17 protein-coding genes are annotated in these 15540 nt (G+C 65.6%); 8 read left to right on the top strand and 9 right to left on the bottom strand.

Translation table 11 applies throughout. The features are described 5' to 3' along the window. Window positions 1-135: 135 nt before the first annotated feature. On the top strand, window positions 136-1005 hold the full coding sequence (locus AB4Y35_RS32440) for a LysR substrate-binding domain-containing protein (RefSeq protein WP_368707811.1): 870 nt from the start codon (window positions 136-138) through the stop codon (window positions 1003-1005). A 102-nt stretch (window positions 1006-1107) separates the two neighbouring features. Beyond that, complete coding sequence (locus AB4Y35_RS32445; protein ID WP_368707636.1) at window positions 1108-1470, top strand: BON domain-containing protein; 363 nt, start codon at window positions 1108-1110, stop codon at window positions 1468-1470. A 62-nt stretch (window positions 1471-1532) separates the two neighbouring features. Here the strand turns inward: AB4Y35_RS32445 and AB4Y35_RS32450 are convergent, their stop codons facing one another. Together AB4Y35_RS32450 and AB4Y35_RS32455 are read right to left on the bottom strand one after the other, a co-directional pair. Then, window positions 1533-1853 (bottom strand): DoxX family protein, encoded by a 321-nt coding sequence (locus tag AB4Y35_RS32450; protein WP_368707637.1) that lies wholly within the window; start codon window positions 1851-1853, stop codon window positions 1533-1535. Between the two features lies 1 nt (window position 1854). Continuing rightward, window positions 1855-2235, bottom strand: coding sequence for a DUF4267 domain-containing protein (locus AB4Y35_RS32455; protein ID WP_368707638.1), 381 nt, complete (start codon window positions 2233-2235; stop codon window positions 1855-1857). Window positions 2236-2350: 115 nt separating this feature from the next. Between AB4Y35_RS32455 and AB4Y35_RS32460 the strand changes: the two genes are divergently transcribed. After that, a complete protein-coding gene (locus AB4Y35_RS32460; protein ID WP_368707639.1) occupies window positions 2351-2947 on the top strand; it encodes a TetR/AcrR family transcriptional regulator in 597 nt (198 codons plus the stop codon). Window positions 2948-3065: 118 nt separating this feature from the next. Here AB4Y35_RS32460 and acnB read toward each other — a convergent pair whose 3' ends face one another. Then, entirely contained in the window at window positions 3066-5651 is a 2586-nt protein-coding gene (gene acnB / locus AB4Y35_RS32465) for a bifunctional aconitate hydratase 2/2-methylisocitrate dehydratase (RefSeq protein ID WP_368707640.1), read from the bottom strand. A 180-nt stretch (window positions 5652-5831) separates the two neighbouring features. Beyond that, window positions 5832-6218 (bottom strand): DUF3175 domain-containing protein, encoded by a 387-nt coding sequence (locus tag AB4Y35_RS32470; RefSeq protein WP_368707641.1) that lies wholly within the window; start codon window positions 6216-6218, stop codon window positions 5832-5834. Window positions 6219-6383: 165 nt separating this feature from the next. Here AB4Y35_RS32470 and AB4Y35_RS32475 point away from each other — a divergent pair, with 165 nt between their 5' ends. Together AB4Y35_RS32475 and AB4Y35_RS32480 are read left to right on the top strand one after the other, a co-directional pair. Beyond that, window positions 6384-6674, top strand: coding sequence for a hypothetical protein (locus tag AB4Y35_RS32475; protein ID WP_342924523.1), 291 nt, complete (start codon window positions 6384-6386; stop codon window positions 6672-6674). 393 nt (window positions 6675-7067) lie between these two features. Continuing rightward, complete coding sequence (locus tag AB4Y35_RS32480; protein WP_368707642.1) at window positions 7068-7337, top strand: hypothetical protein; 270 nt, start codon at window positions 7068-7070, stop codon at window positions 7335-7337. A 28-nt stretch (window positions 7338-7365) separates the two neighbouring features. Here the strand turns inward: AB4Y35_RS32480 and AB4Y35_RS32485 are convergent, their stop codons facing one another. Beyond that, complete coding sequence (locus AB4Y35_RS32485) at window positions 7366-7647, bottom strand: hypothetical protein (RefSeq protein WP_368707643.1); 282 nt, start codon at window positions 7645-7647, stop codon at window positions 7366-7368. 48 nt (window positions 7648-7695) lie between these two features. After that, complete coding sequence (locus tag AB4Y35_RS32490) at window positions 7696-8487, bottom strand: SDR family NAD(P)-dependent oxidoreductase (protein ID WP_368707644.1); 792 nt, start codon at window positions 8485-8487, stop codon at window positions 7696-7698. A 148-nt stretch (window positions 8488-8635) separates the two neighbouring features. On the opposite strand from AB4Y35_RS32490, the gene gcvA reads away from it, so the two are divergent. Continuing rightward, window positions 8636-9595 (top strand): transcriptional regulator GcvA, encoded by a 960-nt coding sequence (gene gcvA, locus AB4Y35_RS32495; protein ID WP_368707645.1) that lies wholly within the window; start codon window positions 8636-8638, stop codon window positions 9593-9595. Here the strand turns inward: gcvA and AB4Y35_RS32500 are convergent. The 3 genes from AB4Y35_RS32500 to prpR form a co-directional block, all read right to left on the bottom strand. Beyond that, the gene (locus AB4Y35_RS32500) at window positions 9570-10415 is read right to left on the bottom strand and encodes an alpha/beta hydrolase (RefSeq protein ID WP_368707646.1); all 846 of its coding nucleotides are present in this window, start codon (window positions 10413-10415) and stop codon (window positions 9570-9572) included. The two genes, gcvA and AB4Y35_RS32500, sit on opposite strands and share 26 nt — an antisense overlap. Window positions 10416-10431: 16 nt before the next feature. Beyond that, window positions 10432-11046, bottom strand: a complete 615-nt coding sequence (locus AB4Y35_RS32505; protein WP_368690817.1) for a LysE family translocator — start codon at window positions 11044-11046, stop codon at window positions 10432-10434. A 72-nt stretch (window positions 11047-11118) separates the two neighbouring features. Beyond that, complete coding sequence (prpR, locus tag AB4Y35_RS32510) at window positions 11119-13080, bottom strand: propionate catabolism operon regulatory protein PrpR (protein ID WP_368707647.1); 1962 nt, start codon at window positions 13078-13080, stop codon at window positions 11119-11121. A gap of 196 nt (window positions 13081-13276) precedes the next feature. On the opposite strand from prpR, the gene AB4Y35_RS32515 reads away from it, so the two are divergent. Both AB4Y35_RS32515 and AB4Y35_RS32520 read left to right on the top strand, forming a co-directional pair. Continuing rightward, on the top strand, window positions 13277-14161 hold the full coding sequence (locus AB4Y35_RS32515) for an oxaloacetate decarboxylase (RefSeq protein WP_368707648.1): 885 nt from the start codon (window positions 13277-13279) through the stop codon (window positions 14159-14161). A gap of 44 nt (window positions 14162-14205) precedes the next feature. Next, window positions 14206-15537: an MFS transporter gene (locus AB4Y35_RS32520; protein ID WP_368707649.1), complete on the top strand. Its 1332-nt coding sequence runs from the start codon at window positions 14206-14208 to the stop codon at window positions 15535-15537. Window positions 15538-15540 lie beyond the last annotated feature (3 nt).

The raw sequence follows: 15540 nt of genomic DNA on the forward strand, positions 1-15540 counted from the left end.
CTCACCAGGCGTCAAAAGGGCGGGTCGCCAGAACCGCAACCGCATCGAGCTTAGAGCGCGTACCCGGTGCCAGTCAAATTAATACCGGTGCTATATTTTCACATCGGTATTTATAGGGTGAGGTTCGACGTGGCGATGCGCTATTTCCAGCTCAGGGCATTCGATGCGGTCGTGCGCGAGGGCAGTTTTTCGAAGGCGGCAAATCTTCTCGGTCTGACGCAGCCGGCCATCACGGCTCAGATCCGCAATCTCGAAGAGGATTGCAAGCAGGCGCTATTCATCCGCACGAATGAGGGCGTGCATCCAACCGATGCCGCGAAGCCGCTCTTTGAACTGACCCGGCAAATGTTTGCGGCGGAAGAGCAGATCGAGGACATGGTGAGCCGGGCGACCAGCTTCCGGCACGGCAGCCTCAAACTCGCCGCCGACGGGCCACAGGTGGTGCTTCAGGTAGTGGCCGCCTTTCGCGCGCAATACCCCGATATCAAAATTTCGGTCTCGTTCGGAAGTCAGCGCGAGGTCTGGGACGATCTGCTCGCGTATCGGGTCGACGCGGTGGTCGTCGGCAATGCCAGGAGCGATGCGCGTGTGGCGTCGATCCCCGTTGCGCGCCAGGATATGCGCGTGCTCGTGCCGGAGCATCATCCGCTTGCCGCGGCCGAAAGCGTGTCCCTCGGCGATCTCGGAGCCTACGCCGTGATTCGCCGGGAGGCGGGTTCCAACACCCAGCGACTGGTCGACGAAGCCTTGCGGCGTGCGGGAATGTCGCTCCCGACTGCGATGAAACTCGGTAGTCGCGAGGCCGTTCTGGAAGCCGTCCGGCAAGGCCTCGGCATCGGATTCGTGCTCGAACGCGAGATTCCCGAGTGCGCGCGTTGCGTTGCCATCCCGGTGGAGGAACTGCGCGGCTGCAATATCGATTCGGTGGCCTGCCTTCACAGCCAACGCAAGCGCGGGATCGTGCAGACCTTTCTGGGCGTTGCGGCGGCATCGGCGGCAGTGTAGTGCGGCGGCGCGATGCGAGCGCCTTCGGAGCGGGTGCTTGCGTGGAGGTGCAATATGGACGGCGGCCGGCGCGTCCCTGCGCGGCATTGTCAGGAGTGGGTCATGAAATCGAATCTGCGATGCGCCGTGTTGGCGTCTTTTCTGTTGACCGCCGCTGGCATGGCGCATGCCCAATCGGCAAATGCGCCAACTGACGCGTCGATGGCGCCGAGCACGACCCAGGCGGCGCCCAGCGAGAAGAAGGCGGACCGCGCACTTGCCCGTGCCGTGCGACGTGCGTTGTCGAGGGCGCAGGGATTCAACGTGTCCGGCGTTTTCGTGCGCGCGCGCAGCGGCGCCGTGACGCTGAGCGGCACGGTTCGCACTGGCGACCAGATCCGCCAGGCGGAAGAGGTTGCGCGTTCGGTGCAGGGCGTAACTTCGGTGTCGAACAAGCTAACGCTCTTTCACGGCGGCAACGGCTGAGTCCCCCGCGTTGGCATTCGCGCGCTGATTGTGCAGGATATGCAGATCGGCGCGCGGCCCTCTCAAGCCGGGATTCCTGCGAGCGCGATCACAGCGACAAACACACCAAGCGGCACAAGGTGCGAGAAGTCGCGATGACGCAGAACGGTCAAAACTGCTGCCGCAATGATTATCGCCCCGAGCGCCAGGCCAATCATGCGAGTTGCCGGAAGCGCGATCAGCACGGCGGACAGCATCTCCAATGCGCCGGTCAAACGACCCCACCAGCGCGGGTAACCCCACCGGGCGTAATCGCTTTGCGACGCGGGCGTGCCGATCGCGTTGAAGAGACCGGCGCCAAAGAAGCCGGCGGCGAGAAGCCAGATCGAAAGCGTGTGGATCATTTCAGCGCCCTCCCATCATCGTCGAAATCGCGGTGAAGACCATCAGCGCGGCCGTCGCGCCATGCATGCCGAAGGCGCTTTTCGTAGAGCCCTTCGCGGCAAGAATGAGCAGCATGTCGCCAACCGGAATGACGGCTTCCACGAGCAGGACGATGCCGATCCCGAGCGGCGTGCCCCACACCATGAACGCCAGGACCGCCAATCCCGACGCAATGTCGCGCACGCCCTTGAGGCGAAGCCACCAGGCAGTGTTGGCGCCGTTTTCTGGAAGCGGCAGACCGAAACTGCGTGTCGCGGTCATCGGCCTCACAAGATATTGGGTGCCGATCGCGATGATCGCGAGGGCGAGAAACAGTGCCAGTCCGAACGAAAGCCAATGCATCGCAGAGTCCTATGCTTCGTGGTGTAGTGGCGGAATATAATCTAGCGTTGCTAGATTTTCAAGCTTCCGTATCATCACAGGCCATGTGGACCATCGGGGTCAGGGAGAGGACAAGTTGAGTATTGCCGAGCGCAAAGGCAGGCAACGGGCTGAGCGCGAGTCCCGCATCGTCGCGGCAGCGCGCGTGATCGCGGAGCGCGAAGGCTGGGACGCCGTCACGGTTCGCCGCCTCGCCGAAGAGATCGAATATAGCCAGCCAGTCCTCTACTCGCATTTCGAGAATCGCGACGCGATCGTTTCAGCCGTTGCTCTCGAGGGCTTTCAGGAACTCACGGTAGCGCTGCGGGAAGCGGCGCATGGAGCGGCGGGGCAAGAAAACGCCGTCGAGAATGTCGCCGTGGCCTATCTCGGCTTCGCAGCGCGGTGTCCCGCGCTCTACGAGGCGATGTTCACGCTTCCGACCAATCTGCGGTTTGCCGACGCCGAAACGCCGCCGGAACTGCGGGCCGGTTTCGAAGCGCTCGCATCCGTCGTCGCGCCGTTCTGCGTCGATGTCGAGAACGTCACGGAGACCTTTTGGGCAGCCCTGCACGGGCTCGCCGAACTCGAACGTGCAGGCCGAATCCGGCCCGGCGCGCGGGTTGAACGCATCATGCTGGTCGTCCGGGCAGTCATTGCTTCTCGCAACGGCTCGCTCGACCCCTGCTCATAAGGAAGCTCCTCGACGAACCAAAAAAATGGCGCCGCAGGCATTCAGCCTGCGGCGCCACTGTCTGGTGCTACGGCGCGGCTCTACTACCCAAACCCCGCGCCGTACTCCAGCATCACACTTACATCGTCACCGTATCGGCCACTTCCTTGAAGTCGGCGATCTGGTCGAAGTTCATGTACTGATAGATCTTGTCGCCGTTGGCGTTGAGCACGCCCATATCGGCCATGTACTCTTCCTTGGTCGGGATCTTGCCCAGACGCGAGCAGATCGCAGCCAGTTCCGCCGAGCCGAGGTACACGTTCGTGTTCTTGCCCAAACGGTTCGGGAAGTTACGCGTCGAGGTCGACATGACCGTTGCGCCTTCACGCACCTGTGCCTGGTTGCCCATGCACAGCGAGCAGCCCGGCATTTCGGTACGCGCGCCGGCCGTGCCGAACACGCCGTAGTGGCCTTCTTCGGTCAGCTGCTTCTGGTCCATCCTGGTCGGCGGCGCGACCCACAGCTTGACCGGAATGTCGCGCTTGCCTTCGAGCAGCTTCGACGCGGCACGGAAGTGACCGATGTTGGTCATGCACGAGCCGATGAACACTTCGTCGATCTTGGCGCCGGCGACGTCCGACAGCGTCTTCACGTCGTCCGGATCGTTCGGGCAGGCCACGATCGGCTCATGCACGTCGGCCAGGTCGATTTCGATGACGGCGGCGTACTCGGCGTCGGCATCCGGTTGGAGCAGTTGCGGATCGGCCAGCCATGCTTCCATCGCCTTGATACGGCGCTGCAGGCTGCGCGGGTCCTGGTAGCCCTGGGCGATCATCCACTTCAGCAGCGTGATGTTGCTGTTGAGGTATTCGATGATCGGTTCCTTGTTCAGGTGCACCGTGCAACCGGCAGCCGAACGTTCAGCGGAAGCATCCGACAGTTCGAACGCTTGCTCGACCTTCAAGTCGGGCAGGCCTTCGATTTCGAGAATGCGGCCCGAGAAAATGTTCTTCTTGCCTTGCTTGGCGACCGTGAGCGAGCCTTGCTTGATCGCCCACAGCGGGATCGCATTCACGAGGTCGCGCAGCGTGACGCCCGGCTGCATCTTGCCCTTGAAGCGCACGAGCACCGATTCGGGCATGTCCAGCGGCATCGTGCCGGTGGCGGCCGCGAAGGCGACCAGACCCGAGCCTGCCGGGAAGCTGATGCCGATCGGGAAGCGCGTGTGCGAGTCGCCGCCGGTGCCGACGGTGTCGGGCAGCAGCATGCGGTTCAGCCACGAGTGGATCACGCCGTCGCCCGGACGCAGCGCGATGCCGCCACGGTTGCTGATGAAGTTCGGCAGCGTCTGGTGCGTCTTCACGTCCACCGGCTTCGGATAAGCGGCGGTGTGGCAGAACGACTGCATGACGAGGTCGGCCGAGAAGCCGAGGCACGCCAGGTCCTTCAGTTCGTCGCGGGTCATGGGGCCCGTGGTGTCCTGCGAGCCGACCGAGGTCATCTTCGGTTCGCAGTACGTGCCCGGGCGCACGCCCTGGCCTTCCGGCAGACCGCACGCGCGGCCAACCATCTTCTGCGCCAGCGAGAAGCCCTTGCCGCTGTCGGCCGGGTTTTGCGGCAGGCGGAACAGCGTCGACGGGGCGAGGCCCAGCGCTTCACGCGCCTTGGCCGTCAGGCCGCGGCCGATGATCAGCGGAATGCGGCCGCCGGCGCGCACTTCGTCGAACAGCACGTCGGACTTGACCTGGAATTCGGCGATCACTGCGCCGTTCTTGAGCGCCTTGCCTTCGTACGGGCGCAGTTCCACCACGTCGCCCATTTCCATCTGCGACACGTCGAGTTCGATCGGCAGCGCGCCGGCGTCTTCCATCGTGTTGTAGAAGATCGGGGCGATCTTGCCGCCCAGGCACACGCCGCCGAAGCGCTTGTTCGGGATGAAGGGGATGTCTTCGCCCGTGAACCACAGCACCGAGTTGGTGGCCGACTTGCGCGAGGAGCCGGTGCCGACCACGTCGCCCACGTAGGCGACCAGGTGGCCCTTTTCCTTCAGCGATTCGATGAACTTGACCGGGCCGCGCTTGCCGTCTTCTTCCGGCGTGATGCCGGGACGCGCGTTCTTCAGCATCGCCAGCGCGTGCAGCGGGATGTCCGGGCGGGTGGTCGCGTCCGGGGCCGGCGAGAGGTCGTCGGTGTTGGTTTCGCCCGTCACCTTGAACACGGTGATGGTCAGGCTTTGCGGCACTTCCGGACGGCTCGTGAACCATTCGGCGTCAGCCCAGCTTTGCAGCACGGCACGGGCGTTGGCGTTGCCGTTGTCGGCCAGTTCCTTGACGTCGTGGAACTGGTCGAACATCAGCAGGGTCTTCTTCAGCGCGTCGGCAGCCACGGTGCCCACTTCGGCGTCGGACAGCAGGGCGATCAGCGGGGCGATGTTGTAGCCGCCCAGCATCGTGCCGAGCAGTTCGGTGGCGCGAGCGCGCGAGATCAGCGCGCAGGCGGTTTCGCCCTTGGCCACGGCGGCCAGGAACCCGGCCTTCACGCGGGCGGCTTCGTCGACGCCTGCGGGCACGCGGTTGGTGATCAGGTCGAGCAGCGTCTGCTCTTCGCCAGCGGGAGGATTCGTCAGCAGTTCCACCAGTTCGGCGGTCTGCTGAGCCGTGAGCGGCAGGGGGGGAATGCCGAGCGCGGCGCGTGCGGCTACGTGAGCGCGAAAGTTTTCAAGCATTGGGGGACCTACTGGTATTGCGTTTGAAGGCGAAGGCTTTTCAGGCACTCCGAGGCTTTTCCAGGCACTGCTTTGAGCGGGATTTTAAGCGCAATACGATATAACGTCAAATGTCTTATGTCTTATATAAGAGTTGACCCGCAGAGCCGATGCCACCGTGAAAAAGCCTGAAATTTTCCCTCAGGGCTTGCGGCCAAACGCTTCCCGCAGCTTTCCCTTGGCTTTCACGAGCGTGTCGCGCCGCGATTTGGGCAGATTTCTGCCCGCGCGATTGATGTAGAAGTTCAGCATCGACATGGCCGACTGAAACGGCGTGCCCTTGCGCCGCCGGCTATGCAGCGACGATTCCTTGAGCGAACGGGCGATCGCTTCGGCGCTGCCGGACCTGAATACGCCGGCCTCGAGGTCCATGGCGTCGCTCGTCTCGTTCACGTGCTTCGACCATTTGTTCGTGGCGCCGCTCGTGGCGCTTTTCGTGTGACCTTTCGCGGCGCTCGCGTGGGCATGACGCTGCCGCGCGGGGCGGCCGCCCTTGCGCCGCGCAGCTGGATGCTGGCTCGTGCTCATGACTTCTCCCTCTCCCATCAGACGATTCACCCGCTGCGCAAATGCAATACCGCCCGCACAGTGAAGTCAGGTCCGGCACGCCCTATGCGGCCTCGCGGGTGTGCACGCGCGCGGCGTGAGGAAAACGGCAGGTGCGCGTCGAACCGGCAAGGGAGGCAGTCGATCATGAAGTCAACTCCACGCTACGAAGTGAACGTCTGCGGAGGCGATTTCCAGCATGTCCGGGAATGTTTTCGCGAATGGAAAACCGAAACGCTTATCTACCGCAAGGACCAGAAGATGTTCGAGGGACGCAACGAAGTGCGTCCGCTGGAAAAGCGCGATTACGACAACACGGAACAGGCGCGCAAGGCGCTGCAGAACGCCTGCAGCCCGCACGACCGCTATGCGCTGGCCGCTGAAGTGAGCAACGGCGAGCGCGACATGTGGATCGTGATGGCGGCCTATCGGGAATGAAGGATGGGCGCAGGACCGGCGCGAGACGGAGCGCGCCAGCGCCAAAGTGAAAGGTTGGAGAGACGGGGAACGGGGTAGAAGAATTACAAGCGTGGCGCGCGGATTTGCAATTGGCGCGCACAAGGGAGGGATCAGATGAAAAGCACTGCGAAATCGGCTGCCAATCTGGCAAGACCGCGCGCCCGCTCCTGGCCGCGTTTGTGGCTGCTCGGCGCGGCCGCGCTGGCGCTCGGCTGTACGGCCTGCAAACGTGCGGACGAAGGTGCGCGCCCGCAAACCCAGAATTCTCTGCGTAGCCAGATGTCGGCGCCAACCGGCGCGCAAGCGGCGCCGGCGAGCGGTCCGAAAGAGTGAACAGGATGCCTCGCATCCACGCCCCTTAAGGAGCCGAGTATGGGTCTTTCGCCACAAAACCCCAGGCCGGACGAGGCCAGCAAAACCGGCGCCGAACTCGCCGCCGGCAAGCAACCGGCGCAGGAGAAACCCGCACGGGGTGCGCCGGGCAGCTACGATCAACCGGAGTCGCGGCCCGAGTTCATGCCGCGCGAGGGCGGCCCGCATCCGGAGCAGACCGCAGAGGTGCCGCTCGGCCACCACGGCCGGGCGGAGCCGCCGGGGTCGTTCGGGCACAACAGCGCGCCCGTGAAAAAGAAGGGCGGTTAGCCCTGCGAAATACCGCGACGCGCTCGCTTCACGCGGCTTCGTAGATGCGCACTTCGGGCGCTTCGTCCAGCAGCGGCGCGAGCGCGCCGACGACATCGGCCGTGAACAACGCGCTTTCGAGGTACGCCTGCGCATGCTCGACGCTATCGAAGCCGTGCAGCACCTGCACGTCCGCTTCGCGCACGAGCAGTTCCTTCGACTTCGCGCCCGCTATCGTTTCGAGAAACGGCGCCTTGTATTGCCGGTAGACGCCAGCGGCGGCCGCGCGCTGGCTGGCGGCGATCTTCAGGGTGATTTGCAGATAGACCATGCGGTGCTCCTGTGTGTCGTGTCGAAAAATCGATCAGCCGTGCGCGCTTCAGGCGTGGCGGCCGGCCATCACGCCGCCGTCCACGGGCAGCACGGTGCCCGTGATCCAGGAGGCGTGAGGCGAGGCGAGAAAGAGCATGGCCTCGGCCACATCCGCGGGCTGGCCGTTGCGCCCGAGCGGATGAAATGCGTTGAACCCCGGCAGCGTCCTGCTGACTTCGTCCTCGGTCATGAAGGTGCGATACACCGGCGTTTCGACGACGCCCGGCGCGACGGTATTGATGCGGATATTCGACGACGCCAGTTCGATGGCGAGATTGCGCGTGAGCGCATGCACGCCTGCATTGGCTGCCGAGTACGCCGCGGAAGGCGTGGCGCCGATGGCCTGCAGCGCCCAGAGCGAACCCGTCTGCACGATCGCGCCGCCGCCGCGTGCGAGCATCGCCTTGGCCGCGGCCTGCGCCATGAAGAACTTGCCTTTGAGGATCGTGTCGAGAAAGCCGTCGTATTCGGCTTCGGTCACATCGAGAAACGCTTTGGGCCGGAAAATGCCGGCGTTGTTGATGAGAATGTCGACACCGCCGAACGCCGCGGTCGCGAGGTCGACGAGCGCAGCCGCGGTGGCGGGCAGCGCGATATCGCCGGCATGAAAGCGCACGTTGGCGCCCGAGGGGTCGATTTGCGCAGCCGCTTCGCGCAGCTTCGCCTCGTCGCGCCCGCCGATGACGACGCGCGCGCCGCCCTTCACGAGACGCGCGGCGACCTCCTTGCCGATGCCGGAACCGCCACCGGTGACAATCGCGACCCTGGACGTGAAATCAAAAGAAAAACTATGGTTCATGGTGGACTCCTCGAAGCCATGGAACGGCGGCCGACGCCGGCGGCAAGGCATGCGCCTGGCGCCTCTTCAATGGCACTCATTCTGTTCGCGTCCGCATCCGCCCACAAATCAGATATTCTGTCTCCCGTTGATAGAAAATCTTTGGATCATGAAGACGCCCGTCTACCTCAATGCCATGCGCGCATTCGAAGCGAGCGCGCGGCATCAGAGCTTTTCCGCCGCGGCGGCCGAGCTCAATGTGACGCCTGCCGCCGTCGGCCAACTGGTGCGCAGTCTCGAAGACTGGCTCGGCACGCCCTTGTTCGTCCGCGGCAGCGGCGGCAGGGCGCGGCTGATGGTGACGGAAGTGGCCGAGCGCGCGCTGCCCGACATCCGCGCCGGTTTCGATCGCTTGAGCCTGGGGCTGGAACGCCTGAAGGAAGGCTCGGCGAACGGCGTGCTGACGGTCACGGTGAGCCCGGCGTTCGCCGCCAAATGGCTCCTGCCGCGCATCGACCGCTTTCAAGCCGCGTGGCCGGACACCGACGTGCGTCTGGACACGAACCTGAAACTGCTCGACTTCGTCGCGCAGGGCATCGATATCGGCGTGCGTTATGGGGCCGGCGCGTGGCCGGGACTCACTGCCGAAAAGCTCATGGACGAGGAGATCTATCCCGTCTGTTCACCGGCCGTGCGTCGCGCCGGCAAATGGCGTGCACCACGCGATCTCGCCCGCGCGCCGCTCATTCACGATCTCTCCGTGGACAGCCATGCGGGCTTTGCTTCGTGGCATGCGTGGTTCGAAAGCGTGGGAGTGACGCCCGCATCGGCGGGCCGCGGCATGAAGATCAACAATTCGGCCGCGGTGCTGCAGGCAGCAATAGAAGGGCACGGCGTCGCGCTCGCGCGCAGCGTCATGGCGCGCGACGATCTCGCGGCCGGCCGGCTCGTGCGTCTCTTTCCGGAGGTCGCCTTTACGTCGGCGCTGGCGTACTACGTGGTCTATCGGCCCGAGTGCGCGAGTCTGCCGAGGCTCACGGCGTTTCGCGACTGGCTGAGAAGCGAGGTGCGGGAAGAGGTGGGGCGCCCGGTGCGAAAACCCGCTAAGGCGCAAGCATCCACGCCGTGATGCCGTGCACGACCTCGCTTTCGATGCCGTTGAAGCCGTGATATGCGAACGCCCCGCACGGGTCGCCCCGCGAGGCGCCGCCGGAGACGAGCGTCAGCTTCGTTCTCGGCGCTTGCGTGAGCTTTTGCATGAGCGTGTCCGTTTCGGCTACCGGGCACACCTTGCAGGCGTCGTCCTTGTTGTGCACCACGAGCACGGGAATCCTGAGCGCGGCGAGGTTCATGCCCGTGACCGGGTCGCCGCCCCGGTTTTCGCGCAGGATGGTCGAGGTGAGCACGATGCCGTCCGGGCCCGCGCCGGGGCTTGCGTCGTCTTTCGCGAGCGCAATGGCGATGGCCGCGACCGACTGCGTGCCGCGGCTCGTGCCGACGAGCCAGACCGGCACGTGCAGTTGTTCGCGCAACCATGCGATCACGGCGCGGGCGTCCGCGGCGTGTTCGGGCGTGAGGCGAAAGCCGTCGAGGTAGGGCGGCGCTTGCCGGTCGCTCGGTGCGTCGACGACCGCCACGGCCACGCCGTCGTTCACGAACAGCATGCGGCTGCGCACGAGAAAATTGTTGGCGCCCCAGCCGAAGCTTCCCTGCGGGTCCAGTTGCAGGCCGCCGTGCCCGCCCGCGTAAAGAATCGCGACCGCCTTTGGCGCTGCCGGCGCAATGAAGAGGAAGCGCTGGGTGACGCCGGGCCGGGTAGGAAGGTCGACGACCCTGGGCGCGCTTTGCGCGCGAGCCAGCAAGGACGCCGCCGCGAGCACGAACGCCAGTGTCCATGCCGACACCAGCGGCGCGGCAAGCAGCCATCGCCAGGCCAGGCGCCCGCTCATGGCCGCGTGACCGGGCTCAGCGGCCTGCGAGCATGCGCCCGCCGAGTCCGATCAGCACGACGCCCACCACCGAGTCGAGCGCGGCTTTGCGCCGGACGAGGAACTGGCGCACCGTGGGATGCGAGGCGAGCAGGGCCATCGAACAATACCAGGCGCACGAAATGAGAATGGCGATCACGACGACCGCCACTTCGAGCCAGCGCGGCGCCGTAGCGGGCACCATCAACGCGAAGATGCTGCCGTAGAACGCAATGGCCTTGGGATTCGTCATGCTGACGACGTAGCCCTTCTTCGCGGCGGCCCAACCCGATGCGCCCGCCTGCGCGGCAACCTGCAAGGGCTGTCGCGCCGTGAGGAGCATTTTCGCGCCGAGCCAGATCAGATAGCCCGCGCCCGCGATGCGCAGCCCGGTGCCGATCCAGGCCACGTGGGTGACGATTAGGCTCAGGCCCGCGATGGCGATCCATGCCCACGTGCCGGAGGCGGCGGCGAGGCCGAGGCCGGTCGCGAGGCCCGCGCGCCGCGAGGCCACCGCCGTGGAGGTGACGATCACGAAGTTCGGCCCGGGGCTGGCGACGCTCAGCAGCAGGACGCCCGAAAGCGCGAGCAGGACGTTGAAATAGTTCACGATGGCAGGTTCCGCGGCAGGTTCGATGCGCCTTCAATCGACGCATCGTGGAGGTTGTGATGATACTCCGTGCGCTCAGGCGCCCTTCATCAAGCGCCACAGCGTCGTGCGGCCTATGCCGAGCGCGCGGCTGGCGGCGGCCCGATTGCCGCCGTGCGCGGCGAGCGCGCGCTCGACGTCTTCCCGCGTGACCGGCGTGGCGTCGTCGCGCCGCGCGCCGTTCGAGGCAGTCGCCGCGCGCCGCGGCGCATGGCTCGCTGCGTCGCTTTGCACGAACTCCGGAAATACATCGTATAACGAACTATCGCCGTGCGTGCCGCCGGTTTCGTCGGCGAGGAAGATGGCCGCCCGCGCGAGCAGATTTTCGAGTTCGCGAACATTCCCCGGCCACGCATAGCTCGCGAAGTACGGCGCGAACAGCGTGAGCACGCGCTCGATCGCGGCGGCGCGCAGGGCGTAGCGATCGGCCATACGTTCGAGTAGATGGCGCGCGAGCGCGCCTATGTCCTCGCGCCGTTCGCGCAAGGCCGGCAACGGAATATGCAGCAGGTTGAGCCGGAAATACAGGTCGGCGCGAAATGCGCCTTCCTGCACCAGCGCGCGCAAGTCGCGGTGCGTGGCGGCGATCACGCGCACGTCCACGGGCGTGGCGCGGCTGGCGCCCAGCTTCATCACCTCGCGCTCCTGGAGCACGCGCAGCAGGCGGCTTTGCAGCGCGGGCGGCATCTCGCCGATTTCGTCGAGAAAGATCGTGCCCGTATGCGCGATTTCGACGAGGCCAGGCTTGCCGCCGCGCCGCGCGCCCGTAAACGCGCCTTCCTCGTGACCGAACAGCTCGCTCTCGATCAGCCCCTCGGGTAGCGCCGCGCAGTTGAAGGCGACGAATGGATTGCCGCGCCGCCGGCTCGCGTTGTGGATGCCCTGCGCGACGAGTTCCTTGCCCGTGCCGCTTTCTCCCGTGAGGAGCACGGTGGCGTCGTGGGCGGCGCTCATGGCCGCGAGGCGGCGGACGCGCGCCATGGCGGGCGCAACGCCGACCAGGTCGTCCAGTTCGTAGCGGGCCACGAGGTGCCGCGGCCGCTGGGTCGTGCGCAGCGACCGGTCGATGCGCTGCGCGACGAGCGCATCCTGCGCCGTGACCACCGCGCCCGAGCGCGCGCCTTGCTCGACGATCGGCACGCAGCTCACGATCAGCGAGCGCCCGCCGATCTGCTCGATGCGTTCATCGACTGCCGCATCGCCGCCGGCCACTTCGCGCAGCAGCGGGCCCACCGAGCGGACCAGTTGCGCGCTCACATCGCGCGCGCGGTCGAGACCGAGCAGTTCGAGCATGGCCGGATTGACCGCTTCGAGCTGACCGGCTGCGTCGAACGCGGCCACGCCGTCGCGCAGGTGCGCAACGATCGTGTTCAGGCGCACGCGCTTGGACTCCTTCTGGCGGCTCACGCGCGCCAGTTCCACGGAGCGCTCGAACGCCTCGTGCACCGCGCCCAGCGAGTAGAGGAACACGCTCTCGAGCCCGGCCGCCTGGGCGAGATCGCAGGCCATGCCGGGGCCGATGATGACGCGGCAGCCCTCGGCGGCGAGCGCCGTGACGGCATCGCGCACTTCGTCGACCGTGCGATAGGCGCGCTGCGTGAGGCGCAGGTTGAGCCACGCGCCGAGGTCGGCGAGTTCGTGCGAAACGCTCTCGTGCAGGATCAGCCCGATCGGCGCGCCGGGCCAGGTGGCGTTCGCGTGCGTGATGCCGGCCAGCACGTCGAAGCCGTTCACTTTGACCATGACCACGGGCACGCTCAGGTTGTCGCGCAGGTACGCGCCGTTGGAGCCGGCGGCGAGCACCACGTCCACGGTGCCGGCTTCGATATAGGGCTGCAGCGCCGTGACGGCGTCGCCATAGCCTTCGCGCACGTTGAAGAAGCGTGCCTCGCTGGCATAGCGCGGCGCCACGGTTTCGCAGAGATTGCGCAAGCGGCTGATGCTCACGAGCGCGATGCTCGGGCGGTTGGCGGCCTGGGGCGGGCTGGGGGGAGGCACGGCGGAATCCTCGGTACGAAGGTTGGCGTTCTGGAACGTTTCATGAAACGTTCCAGAGATTGTGGCATGAAACGTCGATCGCACGCTGGGCCGCCTAAAGTATTGTTTTATATGGCTTGCGCCCAGCTTCCGCTGGTTGGCATACATCGTGCGAATATCCGAGCCATCTCAAAACCCACTGAACGGAGTCATCGCGATGACCACTTCCACTGCCGCACGCCGCGCCGCGTTCCGCGCCAAGGTCAACGAACGCCGCGGCCTGCTCGTGCCGGGCGCCTTCAACGCCATGAGCGCCCGCGTGATCGAGGACGCCGGCTTCGAGGCGCTGTACCTCACGGGCGCGGGCGTCACCAACATGTCGTTCGGCCTGCCCGATCTCGGCTTCATCGGCTTGAGCGACATTGCCGAGCACACGGCGCGCGTGCGCGACGCGGTCAACCTGCCGCTCATCGTCGACGCCGACACGGGCTTCGGCAACGCGCTCAACGTGCGCCAGACCGTGCGCACGCTCGAGCGCAGCGGCGCCGACGCGATCCAGTTCGAAGACCAGGTGATGCCGAAGAAGTGCGGCCACTTCGCCAACAAGGAAGTGATCGGCGCGAGCGAGATGGTGGGCAAGATCCGCGCGGCCGTGGACGCGCGCGAAGACGGCAACCTGCTCATCATGGCGCGCACCGACGCGGCCGCCGTGCACGGCATCGAAGAGGCGATCGCGCGCGGCCACGCGTTCATCGAGGCGGGCGCGGACATTCTCTTCATCGAAGCCACGGAAAAGCTCGAAGACATCGAACGGCTGCCCAAACTCATCGACGCGCCGCAACTCATCAACATCGTGATTGGCGGCAAGACGCCGGTGCAGTCGCGCGAAGCGCTGGCGGGCCTTGGCTACGCGCTGGTGTTGTACGCGAACGCGGCGCTGCAGGGCGCCGTGGTCGGCATGCAGCGTGCTCTCGGGCAATTGCGCGCGAATGGCCGCCTCGATGAAGACGCGACGATCGTCGCGCCGTTCGCCGAGCGTCAGCGCCTCGTGAACAAGCCGCTCTTCGACCGGCTCGATCGCGAGTACGCACCGAAGGACTGAACGCCACACTCTGGAATTTGGAAAAACAAGAGGAGGAGACACGCATGTCGAACGACACGGATTTCGGAGTCCGAATCGACAACCAGGCGGTGGAAGCACACGCTGCACCGAGCGCACGGCCACGCATCCGTTCGATCGTCGGGGGCCTGGCCGGCAACCTGATCGAGTGGTACGACTTTCTGGCGTACAGCATTTTTTCGATTTACTTCGCGAAGTCGTTTTTCCCGAGCGACAAGCCGACCGTGCAGCTCATGAACACGGCGGCCATCGCGGCCGTGGGCTACGTGGCGAGACCGCTCGGCAGCTGGCTCGTGGGCTTCTACGCCGACCGCCACGGGCGCAAGTCCGCGCTCACGTGGTCGGTCACGGCCATGTGCATCGGCTCGTTGATGATCGCGCTCACGCCCGGTTACGCGAGCATCGGCGTGCTCGCGCCTGTCGTGCTGATTGCGGCGCGCCTGCTGCAGGGCCTGAGCATGGGCGGCGAGTACGGCACCAGCGCGACCTACCTCAGCGAGATCGCGCCCGCCAACCGGCGCGGCTTTTATCTCGGCTTTTTGCAGGTGAGCGTGGTGGCCGGGCAGCTCGTTGCGCTCGCCCTCATGCTCGTCATGCAGAACCTGCTGATGACGGCTGAGCAGATCGAGCGCTGGGGCTGGCGCGTGCCGTTTCTGCTGGGCGGCGCGCTCGCGCTGTTTGCGCTTTATATGCGGCGCAACGTGACGGAAACCGAAGCGTTCGAGCGCGGCCGGCGTGAAGCTGGTCCGCCCGTGCTGAAGCAACTGCTGTCGCACTGGCGGCAGATTCTGCTCGCCATCGGCATTACCGTGGGCGGCACGGTGGGCTTCTATACATTCACGATTTATATGCAGAAGTACCTCGTGAACACCGTGGGCCTTTCGAAGGAGATGTCGACGCTCGTCTCCACCGGCGCGCTGCTGCTGTATATGCCGCTCCAGCCGCTGTTCGGGCTCGCTTCCGACGTGTTCGGCCGCCGCCCGGTGCTGATCTGTTTTGGCCTTTCGACTACGCTGTTTTCCGTGCCGCTCTTCACGGCGCTCAGCCATACGCGCGATCCGCTGGTGGCGTTCCTGCTGTCGTTCGCCGGGCTCGTGATGCTGAGCGGCTTCACTTCTGTGCACATGCTCGCGAAAACGGAGCTGTTCCCCACCCGCATTCGCGCGCTCGCCGTGGGTCTGCCGTACGCGCTCACCACGGCGATTCTCGGCGGCACGACGGAGTTCGTCGCGCTGCGCCTCAAGGCGAGCGGGCACGAGCAGTACTTCTACTGGTACGTCACGGCCTGCGCGGCGATTTCGCTGATCGTGTATCTGCGCATGCCGGAAACGCGCGGGCGTCCGGCAAGCTCCGTGTGATAC

This window comes from Paraburkholderia sp. EG286A (assembly GCF_040965375.1).
GTDB lineage: Bacteria > Pseudomonadota > Gammaproteobacteria > Burkholderiales > Burkholderiaceae > Paraburkholderia.

Coding starts and splice junctions, on each gene's coding strand:
- AB4Y35_RS32440 (WP_368707811.1), top strand. CDS start 136: ATGCGCTATTTCCAGCTCAGGGCATTCGATGCGGTCGTGCGCGAGGGC.
- AB4Y35_RS32445 (WP_368707636.1), top strand. CDS start 1,108: ATGAAATCGAATCTGCGATGCGCCGTGTTGGCGTCTTTTCTGTTGACC.
- AB4Y35_RS32450 (WP_368707637.1), bottom strand. CDS start 1,853: ATGATCCACACGCTTTCGATCTGGCTTCTCGCCGCCGGCTTCTTTGGC.
- AB4Y35_RS32455 (WP_368707638.1), bottom strand. CDS start 2,235: ATGCATTGGCTTTCGTTCGGACTGGCACTGTTTCTCGCCCTCGCGATC.
- acnB (WP_368707640.1), bottom strand. CDS start 5,651: ATGCTTGAAAACTTTCGCGCTCACGTAGCCGCACGCGCCGCGCTCGGC.
- AB4Y35_RS32470 (WP_368707641.1), bottom strand. CDS start 6,218: ATGAGCACGAGCCAGCATCCAGCTGCGCGGCGCAAGGGCGGCCGCCCC.
- AB4Y35_RS32475 (WP_342924523.1), top strand. CDS start 6,384: ATGAAGTCAACTCCACGCTACGAAGTGAACGTCTGCGGAGGCGATTTC.
- AB4Y35_RS32480 (WP_368707642.1), top strand. CDS start 7,068: ATGGGTCTTTCGCCACAAAACCCCAGGCCGGACGAGGCCAGCAAAACC.
- AB4Y35_RS32485 (WP_368707643.1), bottom strand. CDS start 7,647: ATGGTCTATCTGCAAATCACCCTGAAGATCGCCGCCAGCCAGCGCGCG.
- AB4Y35_RS32490 (WP_368707644.1), bottom strand. CDS start 8,487: ATGAACCATAGTTTTTCTTTTGATTTCACGTCCAGGGTCGCGATTGTC.
- gcvA (WP_368707645.1), top strand. CDS start 8,636: ATGAAGACGCCCGTCTACCTCAATGCCATGCGCGCATTCGAAGCGAGC.
- AB4Y35_RS32500 (WP_368707646.1), bottom strand. CDS start 10,415: ATGAGCGGGCGCCTGGCCTGGCGATGGCTGCTTGCCGCGCCGCTGGTG.
- AB4Y35_RS32515 (WP_368707648.1), top strand. CDS start 13,277: ATGACCACTTCCACTGCCGCACGCCGCGCCGCGTTCCGCGCCAAGGTC.
- AB4Y35_RS32520 (WP_368707649.1), top strand. CDS start 14,206: ATGTCGAACGACACGGATTTCGGAGTCCGAATCGACAACCAGGCGGTG.